The organism is Cohnella cholangitidis, assembly GCF_014107495.1.
GTDB classification, from domain to species: Bacteria; Bacillota; Bacilli; order Paenibacillales; family Paenibacillaceae; genus Cohnella; species Cohnella cholangitidis.
Genome location: NZ_CP041969.1, coordinates 5,503,651 through 5,517,063 on the forward strand (window position 1 = coordinate 5,503,651; position 13,413 = coordinate 5,517,063).

Annotated in this window: 9 protein-coding genes; 6 read left to right on the forward strand and 3 right to left on the reverse strand. The window is 55.8% G+C overall.

Going from position 1 to position 13,413, the window contains the following annotated elements; translation table 11 throughout:
* The first annotated feature begins 21 nt into the window (after window positions 1-21).
* From FPL14_RS25195 to FPL14_RS25210, 4 genes are read left to right on the forward strand one after another with little or no spacing between them, the layout of a single operon-like run.
* Window positions 22-1,800, forward strand: a complete 1,779-nt coding sequence (locus tag FPL14_RS25195; RefSeq protein ID WP_182300308.1) for a sensor histidine kinase — start codon at window positions 22-24, stop codon at window positions 1,798-1,800.
* Window positions 1,775-3,412, forward strand: coding sequence for a response regulator transcription factor (locus FPL14_RS25200; RefSeq protein WP_182300309.1), 1,638 nt, complete (start codon window positions 1,775-1,777; stop codon window positions 3,410-3,412). Before FPL14_RS25195 ends, FPL14_RS25200 begins: the two co-directional genes overlap by 26 nt.
* Before the next feature lie 13 nt (window positions 3,413-3,425).
* Window positions 3,426-5,078, forward strand: a complete 1,653-nt coding sequence (locus tag FPL14_RS25205) for an MGH1-like glycoside hydrolase domain-containing protein (RefSeq protein ID WP_182300310.1) — start codon at window positions 3,426-3,428, stop codon at window positions 5,076-5,078.
* 27 nt (window positions 5,079-5,105) lie between these two features.
* Entirely contained in the window at window positions 5,106-5,978 is an 873-nt protein-coding gene (locus FPL14_RS25210; RefSeq protein ID WP_182300311.1) for a glycoside hydrolase family 43 protein, read from the forward strand.
* A 458-nt stretch (window positions 5,979-6,436) separates the two neighbouring features.
* Here the strand turns inward: FPL14_RS25210 and FPL14_RS25215 are convergent, their stop codons facing one another.
* On the reverse strand, window positions 6,437-6,583 hold the full coding sequence (locus FPL14_RS25215) for a hypothetical protein (protein ID WP_182300312.1): 147 nt from the start codon (window positions 6,581-6,583) through the stop codon (window positions 6,437-6,439).
* A gap of 268 nt (window positions 6,584-6,851) precedes the next feature.
* Here FPL14_RS25215 and FPL14_RS25220 point away from each other — a divergent pair, with 268 nt between their 5' ends.
* Window positions 6,852-9,131, forward strand: coding sequence for a leucine-rich repeat domain-containing protein (locus FPL14_RS25220; RefSeq protein WP_182300313.1), 2,280 nt, complete (start codon window positions 6,852-6,854; stop codon window positions 9,129-9,131).
* Between the two features lie 316 nt (window positions 9,132-9,447).
* On the forward strand, window positions 9,448-11,916 hold the full coding sequence (locus FPL14_RS25225) for an S-layer homology domain-containing protein (RefSeq protein WP_182300314.1): 2,469 nt from the start codon (window positions 9,448-9,450) through the stop codon (window positions 11,914-11,916).
* 269 nt (window positions 11,917-12,185) lie between these two features.
* On the opposite strand, the gene FPL14_RS25230 is transcribed toward FPL14_RS25225, so the two are convergent.
* Together FPL14_RS25230 and FPL14_RS25235 are read right to left on the reverse strand one after the other, a co-directional pair.
* The gene (locus tag FPL14_RS25230; RefSeq protein ID WP_229263667.1) at window positions 12,186-13,130 is read right to left on the reverse strand and encodes an alpha/beta fold hydrolase; all 945 of its coding nucleotides are present in this window, start codon (window positions 13,128-13,130) and stop codon (window positions 12,186-12,188) included.
* Between the two features lie 18 nt (window positions 13,131-13,148).
* Window positions 13,149-13,412 carry a hypothetical protein gene (locus tag FPL14_RS25235; protein WP_229263668.1) on the reverse strand — a complete coding sequence of 88 codons (264 nt, stop codon included), beginning with the start codon at window positions 13,410-13,412 and terminating at the stop codon, window positions 13,149-13,151.
* Window position 13,413 lies beyond the last annotated feature (1 nt).

Genomic DNA, 13,413 nt, shown 5'->3' on the forward strand with positions numbered 1-13,413 from the left:
TCATGAAGAGGACTGTAAGAGATGCGCAAACTGATGAAATATCCGACAAAACTTTTTACGCTCATGGTGCTTTGTTTCATCGGTTTCAATAGCCTTCTGCTGCTCGTGTCGGGAATCGTGTATTACGAGACTTATTCGAAGATTGCCTACCGCGAAATCCGGGCAACGAAAAAAGAACTGCTCGACGAGACGTCGCAGAAGCTCTCGAATTACGTGGCGGGCATCCAGGATACGGCCATGTTCTTGGTGACGAACACATCGGTTCAGCAAAACCTGTCGGTACCGCCGGAGAGCGAGTATGATTTCGTGACCAAGAGCCGTCAGTTGTACGAGGAATTTCAGAAGCTGGCCACGGTGAAAGAAGGTTTGCACTCGATTGAACTGTACACCGATTGGCTTACAGGATATTCGTCCTTTCAAGGTCAATTCATGCATCCGATAGCCGACGCGCAAACGCAAGGCTGGCTTGGGCGCATGGATAGAGCTGACGGATTCTGGATCGCTTCCCACGACTATCCGGCCAGCGGAAGCGATATGCGAATGGTCAGTTACGTTCATCGGATCATCGGCAACCGAGGCGAAATTCTGGGCATCGTCAAGCTCAACATTCCCGACAAGAAATTGTTCGATATCCTGAACAAGCGCGCCGCGCTCGCCAACAACGGCAATTACTACGTGGTGTTGGACTCCGGCGGTCATTATATCGCCTCGGTGCTGCCGGAGGGAGTCGAAATACGCAACAATGTAGACGAGATGGTTCGCGAATTATCGGGCGGCTCGAAATACAGCGTCATTCAATCGGATACGAACACGCAGTATTGGATGCTCATGCAGCTGATCTCCAAAGACGTGCTTAAGCAGAGCGGCAAAGAGATCCGAATGCTCATCATCGGGCTGTTGGCGGGGCTGATTATTCTATCCATTCCGCTTGCCCTCTGGGTATCCAGGAAATTGACTTCTCCCATTTACAGGATCGTGGAAGGCATGCGGACCGTGGAAAAAGGGGATTTCAACGTTCGGATGGGAGCGTCCGGCATTCAGGAGTATCTTCATCTGACGACGCATTTCAATCGCATGGTTCATCGGCTGAAGGCGTTGATCGGACAATTGAATCAAGAGCACCGCGATCGCAGGGAAGCGGAAATCCAGTTGCTGCACGCTCAAATCAAGCCTCATTTTCTATACAACACTTTGGATCTGATCCATTGGCGAGCGCTCGATTACAACGCGCACGAGATTAGCCAGATGGTCCAGCAATTGTCCAAGCTGTTCCGCATCGGGCTCAGCAACGATAAGTGGTACGTTCCCGTTCGGGACGAGTTGGCTCACGCCCGCTGTTACATGGCCATACAGGAGTACCGGCAAAACTTCAGCATCGAATACGTCGAGAACGTCAAGAGCGATTTGCTGGACGTTATTATTCCGAAGATCGTTTTGCAGCCTTTTCTGGAAAATGCGGTTATTCACGGGTTCCAACACCGGAGCTACGAGAAAGCGGTTGTCCAGGTCAATTTCGAGCAGCGGGCGGAAGCCGGCGGCGAGCAGTTGATCATTACGATTACCGATAACGGAAGCGGGGTGCCGGAAGGATTCGATATCCAGAAGACCGGAGGGATCGGCATTCGCAACGTCATGGATAGGATACAACTGTATTGCGGTCCGAAGTACGGAGTGCGGGTCGTACCGGGAGAGCAGGGAGGCACCCAGGTGATCATGAACTTGCCGTTGATCGGACATGAGGAGGAAATGGAACAACTAAGAAGGAGCCTTACCCATGAATACGATTCTCTTGGTCGATGACGACGAATACGTGATAAACGGGTTGCTCAAGCACATCCCGTGGACGGATATGGGCGTACGTATTGTCGGAACGGCCGCGGACGGAGCGGAAGGCTTGGACAAATTCCGCGAGCTGAGGCCGGATTTCGTCATTACCGATATCTATATGCCCGCTATGGATGGATTTCAGTTAACCGAAGCGATCCATGCGATCGACCCTGACGTTCCCGTCGTTATTCTAAGCGGGTATGACGATCTGGCGAACGCGAGAAAAGCGGTATCCACGGGCATTCACCACTTTCTGCTTAAGCCGCCCAGCATTTCGGAGATCGAGTTCGTCGTACGCGAAGTGCTGCAGCAGTTGAACGAATCGAAGGAGCACGACGAGCTGTTGTCCAGCTACTTGCAGCAGCAAGATATCGTGCGGAAGTCGATGAAAGACGCTTTTTTCCGGGATTTACTGTCCACCCGTTACCGGCGTGACGAACTTCCGGGCGATAGAATCGCTTTTATGGGTTTGCCCGAGCAGCCGTCCGTCCAAGCATTAACGCTAAGCCTGGTTCGATCCGACGTCTCCGCGCGAAGGGAAGAGAGAGATTGGCAGTTGTTGCGATTCGGGACGGGGAACATTATCCGAGAAATGCTGAATGCCCATTTGGGAAACCATCCGCTCCTGTCCGCCGAAGTGCTGGAATATTCGGACCAGGAGTTTGTCGTTATTTTCGTAGGCGATCTGACGCAGGAAGATACAAGGCAGGGATTCATCGTCGAACTATCGGATGCGATATTGGATAACATTCTTCAGTACATGAAGCTGTCCGTGCTGGCGGGGCTCGGGACCGTCCGCGGCGGGTACGATCAATTGATGGATTCTTACTTGGAAAGCCGCAGCGCGGTGGAGATCGCGGAGATGAACGAGTGGAATCGCGTATATTCTTTCGCGGATTCATCCGAGACGACGGAGCCGGGCAAGATGGTGTCCATGGACGCGGTTCGTTATCTTCACGACGCGATCTTTCAGAAACGGTGGCAGCAGGCTCACGAGCTGTGGAACCAGCTCGGCAAGGAGCTGTCGGGCGGCAACGTGTCTCTTCCGGTATGCAAAGGGGTTTGTTCCGGCATCGCAAGCGCCTTGTGGACGGCCGCGCAAACGTCCGAGATACAGGAGGAATCGGTAGGCCCCGGATTGGAAGAACTGTTGCTTAAGCTGAACCGGGCGGGTTCCGTCAGGCAAATGCTGGACGGGATGGACGTGGCGTTCGATCGGTTGATGGCTCAAATCCGGGAAGATCAGGCCGGCAAAAAAAGCAATTCTCTCGTGGAACGGGTCATCAAAGAATACATCGAAAAGTGCTACCACGAGGATATTTCGCTGGAACGGATCGCGGCTAATCTTCACGTGAACCGCAATTATTTAAGCCAACTGTTCAAGAAGGTGACGGGCGAGCCTTTCGTCACTTATTTCAATAAATATCGAATACGCAAAGCGATTGAATTGATCGGCACGGGCAAATACATGGTGTACGAGATCAGCGAGAGGGTAGCTTCCAGAACTCGACTTATTTCAGCCAGGTGTTCAAATCGATTACCGGGTACAGCCCGTCCGAATACAATCGGTAACGTATCGGACTAAGGAGCTTACGCACATGAGTACGGTATTGGAGAAGCTGAGGGCTAAGATTTCGCTCGCCTATGCGAGGCAGCGGAGCCCGGAACTCGCGCAGTCGTTTCACGCCGAATTCGACCGTTCGGGCGTCAAATTCGCCGTATCGCCGGATCGGCTGGAGAAGGTGCACGATTATGCCGTCGGCAAGCTGGCGGAATGCGTCAAGCCGGACGAGCGGGGCACGCTCGTCTTGCAGGAGGGCGGCGTCTATTTCGGCTGCTGGCTGGAAAGCACGGGCACGATTAACGCGGAAATCTTGGCGCGGTTTTGCCCGGATACGGCGCAGGCCACATTCTCGCAGTTTGCCGAGCTGCAGCGCGAGGATGGCTTGCTTCCTTATAAGGTGACGGGGGACGGTCCCGTCTTCAAGCAAATTCAATTGGTTACCCCTCCGGCAAGGAGCGCATGGAATCACTATTTGTTGAACGGACGGGACCGCTCGTTTTTGCAGAAAATGTACGACGCTCTAGCGAGGTATGACGAATGGCTGGAGACGTATCGCGATACCCGGGGAACGGGCTGCGTCGAAGCGTTCTGCGCGTTCGATACCGGGCACGACTTGTCTCCGCGATTCTGGCACGTGCCGGATACGCCGGAGCAGGACGATTCGAAGCGCTACGATCCGAATTCGCCGATCCTGCCGCTGCTTGCCCCGGATCTTACGGCTAGCGTCTATTGCAGCCGCGAATATTTGTCGTTAATGGCCGCCGAGCTGGGGCGGGACGACATGGCGCGGGTATGGAAAGACAAGGCGGCGGATACGCTCGGAAGCTTGTTCGAGCATTGCTTGGACGAGTCGGACGGGTTCTTCTACGACGTGGACAACAACGGCAGATTCAACCGGATTCAGACCGACGTCCTGTTGCGCGTGCTCGCTTGCGAGGTAGGGGACGACGAGTTCTTCGCTTCCTCGTTGTCGCGCTATTTGCTGAATACGCGGAAATTTTTCGCGAAATATCCGTTTACGTCCGTCGCCATGGACGATCCTCGCTTCGATCCGTTTACGAGCTACAATACTTGGGCGGGAGCCGTCAATTTCTTAAGCCTGATCCGGGCTCCGCATGCGTTCGAAGCGCACGGACGACATGTCGAGCTGACTTGGGCCATGCAGCCGATCGTCTCGGCGATCTCGCGCATGACCCGGTTCGGCCAGTGTTTAAGTCCATGGACGGGAGAAGAAGGATATACGGAGACTTATTCCCCGGCTATTCTATGCGTTCTGGATTATATAGAGAGATTGAGCGGCATCTTGCCGACGCCGGAGGGCGAGCTCTGGTTCACCGGGTTGATGCCGCAGACGTTGGATCATGGCGAGAAGTTAGCGGATGAAACGGCGTACAGCCGGAAGGTAGATGGTATTGTATACGAGCTTCACAATACGCGGGAGAGCTGTTCCATCTATCAAGACGGCAGATTGTTGAGCCGCTTCCCGGCAGGCACTCGGGTCGTGACGGATCGGTCGGGAGCCTTGCGCCGAATCGTCGGCATGTCCGTCCGGCCGGTGGAGGGAATTTTGCGATTCGAAGAGCGTGACATTCCATTCCGAGCCGAGGGTAACGAGACGTTGCGGTACGAGAATGGCAGCTTCGTAGTAGAATCGGCTCCGGGTGTAATTCTACCAACTTATGAGTAACTATAGATAGAGAAAGGAATGTTTGGCATGACGTTGACTAAGGAACAAATCCAAATGCGCGACCCTTTCGTCCTCAAGCAAGAAAGCGAAGGCTGCTATTATTTGTACGGTTCTACCGATCCGGATATTTGGAAGGGCAAGGCCATTGGGTTCGATGTGTACACGAGCCGGGACTTGGCGGATTGGGAGGGGCCGTTCCCGGCATTCCGCCCCGACCCCGATTTCTGGTCCGATACGAACTATTGGGCTCCTGAAGTGCACGCATATCAAGGCAAATATTATATGTTCGCCACGTTCAAGGCGGAAGGCGTGTGCAGGGGAACGCAAATCTTGGTTGCCGATCGTCCGCTCGGGCCATTCCGTCCTCTTAGCGACGGGCCGGTCACTCCCCGCGATTGGGAATGCTTGGACGGAACCTTGTATGTAGACGCGGAAGGCACGCCTTGGATCGTCTTCTGTCATGAGTGGGTGCAAGTCAAGAACGGAACCGTCTGCGCGCTGCGTTTGACGCCGGAGTTGGACAAACCGGTCGGAGAGCCGATCTTGCTATTCTCCGCGCAGGATGCCCCTTGGGTCGATCCGGTCAAGGGGAGAGCGGGCTACGTTACGGACGGTCCGTACGCTTATCGCTGCGACAACGGCGAATTGCTGCTGTTATGGTCCAGCTTCCGCCAAGGACGCTATGCGCAAGGGATCGCGCGATCGACGTCCGGCGACATTCTCGGGCCGTGGGTTCAGGAACCGGAACCGATCTTCGAAAACGACGGCGGCCACGGCATGATCTTCCGTACGTTCGACGGTCGAATCCTGCTCGCGCTTCACACCCCGAACAGCACGCCGGACGAACGTCCCGTCTTTATCGAGCTGGCGGAAGAGGATGGCTGGTTGAGCGTTCGGTAAATGTTTAATTGAAGAGAAACCGTTGCTTTAGTAGATGGGGGGTAATTCCTCCGTTTATTGAAGGGCGGTTTTTTGTATTATTAGGGCAATAGACATTTCTGGTTGATCTTTAAAAACGAATACGGTTAATGCCGTCCCGCAGACGAATATTTTAGCGACGTACACTTACGATAATGCAGGAAAAGTATTAACAGCGACCGAATATGCAACGTCACCGCCAGGTACGATCTTAACCCTTTCCGCCTCCGGCGTTAATCCATTGATTTAAAGCCCTTCCCCCTCCCCCTGTTTCTTGATTGTTATGCTTCGAAGATTCAACAAGATCATCCAATTCGAGCCCGGGCTCCGGAAGGATCACATGATAGAACACAAGTAAACTCATGCTTGGCGGGCATAACTTAGACGCTCATGCCTTTGCCAGCGTGCAGGAGATACTGCTGCTTGAGATAACATTTACGTTAGTTTAGGTGCACGTAGGCGCTGCCGCTCACCACGAATAGGAAAACGTTCGCCGGCAACCGGTAAGAGAGCAGGTCTTGCCCTTCCCACAGCACTTTATGGCGAATATCCGATACTTCGACTGCCGCTCGATTCCACTGCAGCATCTGCTCGTCCCCATTCAATGTCCGCACCTCGCTCACGATGGAAATTGCGTATTTGAGGTTATTTGAATCGACAACCATTCTCGTTACAAGGTTGCGTAAATAGATTCGAGGGATGTTAAGCAGCGTGACTCGCGGTTTTAAATTATTTTTGATACCGGAAAAGGCTTGATTTTACACGAATGTTGTCGAATTCTTTCATTATTCTTTTATTTGGTGGTTCTACAATGAAAGGGGAGACGATTGCAGTGTAACGTAAAGGAGATCGATCATGAGAAAATCGGTTTTATGCCTAGGGATGGCTTTGTTGGTGTTATGGACTTCATTGGCGCAGGTTCAACCTGCGCACGCTGAGGAAGAAGGCGGGTTTTCTTATACCGTTGCAGGAACTGCGGCTACCCTTAAGGGTTATACGGGAGGACAACTCGGAGTGAATATCCCGGCGACGTTAGGGGGATTGCCGGTAACCGTCATCGGAAGAGAAGCATTCGATGCGGACAAGCCGGGACAAACGAAAATTACGAGCGTTGCTATTCCGGACAGCGTAGCGAATATACAAATATATGCTTTTCGTAATAATAATCTCTCCTCCGTGGATCTTCCGGAAAGCTTGACGACGATCGGCGCCAGCGCGTTCGAGGGCAATTTGCTGACGAGCGTCGTTTTCCCGGACAGCATGATCTCGATCGGTAGTTACGCTTTCTATAGAAACAAATTAACTTCGATCAAGTTGAACGAAAACCTGAAGACGATATCAGGCGGCGCATTCGACACGAATCAGATCGCGAAACTGGTCATTCCGGCTGGAGTAACAAGCGTCGCCGACTACGCATTCTTTCGGAGCAATCTAACAAGCGTTACGGTACTGGGGGCTGCGACGACCTTCGGAGCAACGGCCTTTCATGAAAATCCCGCCAATATGAAAATTTTCGCAATCGCGAATTCCCCGGCGGCGACTCTTGCGGCGAGCAGAGGATACGCTTTCGTCGATGGAACGGCGTTGTTCCAAGGGGTAGAGACAGCCAAATCTCTATTGAAAGATCACTTGCCAGGTACCGGCGTAGGACAAGTGTCTGCGACCGCTCATGCGGACTTGACCAACGCGCACGCCGCAGCCAGGCTCTTCATCGACGGGATCGGGAACGCGACCGTAGCCTCAGACCTGACCTCCGCGGCCGCTCCGCTCGGAACGGCGATTTCGACTTTCGAAGCCGCGATCGTCCAAGCTGGCGATGCCACCGCATTAGGATCGAAGATCACGGAAGCGAATCAGGCGCTTGCGGACCATCCCGCGGGCACGAACGTAGGGCAGACTACCGTCGGAGCTCGCTCCGCTTTGCAAGTCGCGGTGAACGCGGCGCAGCAAGTTTACAGCCAGGCCGCCAATTATACGCAGGCTCCGCTCGATGCCGCCGCTGCGGACTTGAACGCGGCGATCGTTGCGTTCAAGGCTACGCTGATTCAGGCGGGGAGTGCGACCGCGCTAGGGTCGAAAATCGTAGAAGCGAATCAGGCGCTGACGGATCATCCCGCGGGTACGGGCGTGGGACAGACGTTAAGCGGTGATTATTACGCCTTGAAGGCTGCCGTCGACACAGCGCAGAACGTGTTCAATCAGGCTGCGAATTACACGCAGACTCAGCTCGATGGCGCGATCGCGGTCCTGGACTTCGCGATAGACACATTCGAGGCAAAAATCATTCAGGCGGGGAATGCTGCGGCGCTGGGTGCGAAGTTGGGTGATGCGCGGCAAGCGCTGACGGACCATCCCGAGGGCACGAACGTGGGAGAGACGTCCGGTGCGGATCGCACGACGCTGCTAAACGCGATTAACGCGGCGCAGGCGATCTTCGACGATGCGGCTAATCGGACGCAAGGCCAATTGAACACGGCGGTCGCGGATTTGAACGGCGCGGTTACTGCGTTTGGAGCCGTGATCGTTCCGGCGGGGAATGCTGCGGCGCTGGGTACGAAGTTGGGTGATGCACGGCAAGCGCTGACGGACCATCCCGAGGGCACGAACGTGGGAGAGACGTCCGGTGCGGATCGCACGACGCTGCTAAACGCGATTAACGCGGCGCAGGCGATCTTCGACGATGCGGCTAATCGGACGCAAGGCCAATTGAACACGGCGGTCGCGGATTTGAACGGCGCGGTTACTGCGTTTGGAGCCGTGATCGTTCCGGCGGGGAATGCTGCGGCGCTGGGTACGAAGTTGGGTGATGCACGGCAAGCGCTGACGGACCATCCCGAGGGCACGAACGTGGGAGAGACGTCCGGTGCGGATCGCACGACGCTGCTAAACGCGATTAACGCGGCGCAGGCGATCTTCGACGATGCGGCTAATCGGACGCAAGGCCAATTGAACACGGCGGTCGCGGATTTGAACGGCGCGGTTACTGCGTTTGGAGCCGTGATCGTTCCGGCGGGGAATGCTGCGGCGCTGGGTACGAAGTTGGGTGATGCACGGCAAGCGCTGACGGACCATCCCGAGGGCACGAACGTGGGAGAAGCGTCGGGACGGATCCAGCAGACGCTGCTAAGCGATTAACGCGGCGCAGGCGATCTTCGACGATGCGGCTAATCGGACGCAGACGCAATCGATTCGGCGGTCGCGGATCTGAACGGCGCAATCGCTTTGGAGCCGTGATCGTTCCGGCGGGAATCCGCAGCGCTGGGTACGAAGTTGGGTGATGCACGGCAAGCGCTGACGGACCATCCCGAGGGCACGAACGTGGGAGAAGCGTCGGGACGGATCGCAGACACTGCTAAGCGCAATTAACGCGGCGCAGGCGATCTTCGACGATTCGGCTAATCGGACGCAGACGCAACTCGATTCGGCGGTCGCGGATCTGAACGGCGCAATCATGGCATTCGAGGCTACGCTGATTTCGGCTGGCGATGCAGCCGCGTTAGGACAGAAAATCGGTGAGGCGAATCAAGCGCTCGCCGATCACCCCGCGGGAACGGGCGTGGGGCAGACGTTAATCGGTGATTTTAACGCATTGCAGGCTTCCATCGCGGCAGCGCAACAGATTTTCAATCAAGCCGCGAATTACACTGATACACAGTTGGCCGAGGCTATTGCCGATCTGAATGCGGCGCTGGCATCGTTCGAGGCAGCGATTATCCCGGCGGGGAATCCCGCGGCGTTAGCAGCCTTGTTATCCGATGCGCGGCAAGCGCTGGCGGACCATCCCGAAGGCGCGGGCGTCGGGGAAGCATCCGGTTCGGCTCGCTCCGCGCTGCAAAGCGCGATCGACGATGCCCAGGCGATCGTCGACGCCGCCGCCAACCAAACCGGAGATCGGTTAAGCGACGCCGTGGTCGCGTTGACCAAAGCCATGGCGAGATTCGAAGCCGCATGGGTCGGACTAGTCTTGACGGCGCCGGCAAACGGTCTTTACGGTGCAGGCGATACGCTGCGGTTTACGGTGTTTTACGGGTACGAGGTCACGGTGACCGGTATGCCGGTCCTTCCGCTCCGGGTAGGCGCCGATTCGGTCACCCAAACGGTGTATGCACCCTACACGGGAGCCCTCGGCACGGCGATCACAGAACTTACTTTCGAATACAAAGTACCTGCGGGACTTGCAGACACGGACGGCCTGGAGGCTGCGAACGCGTTAGAGCTCCCGGCCGGCGCGGGCATTGATCGCGTATCCGGCGGGGCAGCGCCGTTAGCGTATGTCGCTCCGGCAACGGGCGGAATTCGTATCGTGGCGATTCCACCCGAAATTACGTTGTCGACCTCGCCGAACGGATCTTCGCGTCAGGTCGTCAGCGTGACGGCCAACGTGTACGGAGAAGCCTCGGGCAATATGTTAACGGCGCTAAGATGGCTGCCGGGAAACGTTAGTACCGCAGAATTTGCCGGCGGAACAAGCGGAACTGATCTGATGGCCGCGTCGCAATTCACCGTTACCGTTAATGGCGATTATACCGTTTACGCCCAGGATGGCGCAGGTAACGAAACGGCGAAGTCCGTTATCGTCAACGGCATCAGCTCCGGCAACCCTGGTCCGTCGGCGCCGATCGTTCCCGATCGCCCCCCGACTTCTCGAACGACCGTAACGGTGCAACCGGCAGGCGGGATAATCGTCCGCGTCGATTCGTCCGACATCGAACGGACATCGCGTCCCGACGGGACGGCAATCGAACGGATACAACTATCCGAACGAATAAGAGAGCAAGTGCTAGAGGCGTTGAAGAGTATGAAGAATACGACGATCGAGATCATCGTCGACGATCGGGAAGCGGCCGTGCAAACGAAGTTCCCGGCTGCCTGGATCGCGGAAATCGCCAAAGCTTATCCGAACTCGGTTGTCGAGACGAAGCTGAATGACTCCAGCTACCGACTTCCGGTTAGCTTGCTTGATCTGGCCGCTCTGGCCAAGCGCCTGGGTACGGATGTGTCGGCTATGACCGTGAGTATCGTCCAAGAGCGGTCCGGCCAGGACATACGCCGCGAGATCGAACGGATCGGTGTCTCCCAAGGATTTGCCGTCCAATCCGACGTCATCGATTTCAAAGTAACGCTCGAAGCGAACGGGCAGACGTTGGAAGTGCGGGAGTTCGGGGGAATGTACGTCGCTCGGTCCATCCAGCTGGCGGGAGGAACAGCTGATCGCAATCTGGTCGCAGTGTACTACGACCGGGCGAACAGCCAAGTCTCTTTCGTTCCGACTAGGCTGCTAGCCGGGCCGAACGGTACGACGGAGGCGGCTCTGAACGTGCCTCACAACAGCTTCTTCACCGTAGTGGACGTGAAAGCCCGACAGTTCGCGGACCTCCAAGGACATTGGGCGAAGACGGACGCGGAGCTGCTGGCTTCCAAGCTGCTCGTGAACGGCGTAACAGCCGACCGTTTTGCGCCGGCCAGTACGCTGACTCGCGCCGAATTTTCCGCGATGCTCGTTCGCGGGCTGGGGTTGACGGCAAAAGAGGGCGAGGACGGTGTCCGGTTTGCTGACGTCTCCGCATCCGCATGGTACGCGCCTATGGTAAAGGCCGCTGTGGAGGGAGGCCTGGTAAGCGGAGTCTCTTCGGATAGGTTCGCTCCGAACGATCCGATCACCCGCGAGCAGATGGCCGTCATGATCGACGGCGCTCTGACTCTTGCCGGTTATACGGGGCAAGCGACCGAACCGACATCAGGATACGCGGATCGCGAGGCTATCGCGTCCTGGGCGCAAGCGTCGGTAGCCCGAGCGTCGGAAGCCGGCATCCTGCAAGGGACGGCCGACGGGAGATTCGTGCCGAAGGCCTACGCGACACGCGCGGAGGCGGCAGTTATGCTGAAGAGGTTCTTGTACGCTATTCATTTTATCGATTAAGCCAAAAGCGAGGCGAAGGTTGCCGTCAGCAGAAAATAAGTTTGGAAAAATCCCCACAGGAATAGCGCCGGTTCACGATGTTATCATGAGACCGGCGCTTATTCGATCGTTTCCACATATACGTTCAAATGGAGTCTCTGTTAGGAAGCCCTTTAATTGATGAAATGGAGCTGATTCAATAACCTTTCCAAGAGCACTGCCGCTTCCACCCGGTTCGTATGCGCCAAGGGTGCAAATTGATCAGCGCTGCGCCCCCGAGCCGGACCTACTCAGCTCCATTGGGCACCGCGGGACTCCGGCTGGTTGCTATTCAGGTAACGCGAGTCAATTGCGACGAGCGTTCGCTCTATGCCATCAGCGGTTACTTTGTACAGTTGGTGCGGCAGGTCGTGTCCCATGCCGTCAACCAACATTAGCTCAGCGCCCGGGATGGCAGAAGCCGTGTCCTCTCCACACGCCGGGACGAACAGGGGATCGTCCACCCCATGAATGACAAGTGCTGGTACTTTTATGGTCGCCAGCCGCGGACGACGGTCACCGGAGACGGCGATCGCAGCAATTTGTCGTCCGACACTGCCTGGATCGTAGGCTCGCCGGACTTCCTCCAGAATGAGTGCCCGATAAGCGTCTTCTTCAAACGGATAGCCAGTACCGGCGATGCGTTTGGCAAATGAGAGGCTGTGCGCCAAAAATCCTGCTTCATCCTCGAAGGGGTTCGGCGCCGGTTTAGTCATCATCGCCATGACATCCGGGGAAGCTTGCGGAAGGGTGGGATTACCGGAACTAGACATAATGGAGGTGAGTGATAAAACTCGTTCAGGGTACTCGCTGGCTGCAATCTGGGCGATCATTCCGCCCATCGACCTGCCAACGAAATGTGCCTGGTCAATTGAAAGGGCATCGAGCAGTCCGATAGCGTCGTTGGACATGTCATCTAGAGTGTAAGGGATGTCCGGTCGCTGTCCTGACATGAGAGCAGTCGCCAGTGCGTCAAAATCCAGCGCCCGATAATGGCTAAAGTGTGTCGAGCAACCTACGTCGCGATTGTCAAAGCGGATCACGCGAAAGCCCCGCGCTGCTAATATCCGACAAAACGGATCCGTCCATCGGATCATCTGGGTTCCAAGCCCGGCGATTAGGATAATAGCCTCGTCATTTTCGTTACCGAAACTGTCATAGGCCAAATCAATGCCGTTGACTTTCAGAATGTTCATGATCATGTTCTCCTCCAATTAATTCGGTATCGGAAGATCTGCCATAGGCAGAAGGCGTGAATCTTCGATCGCTGCAGTCCGATGCCCGATACCGGCCAGGTAGTCTTGATGACCTCCGCTTTCACGGAGAAACGGGAGGGTGTACTCAATATAACGGTTGAAAGCTTCGGCACCGCTGATTGGGTTCTCCGGTGTTAGTTCAGGATTGGCTATATAATCGGCAACATCGCGAAAACGCAGCAGGTTCAACATGACGATGCTGCCCTTAATGCCTCGTTGCATG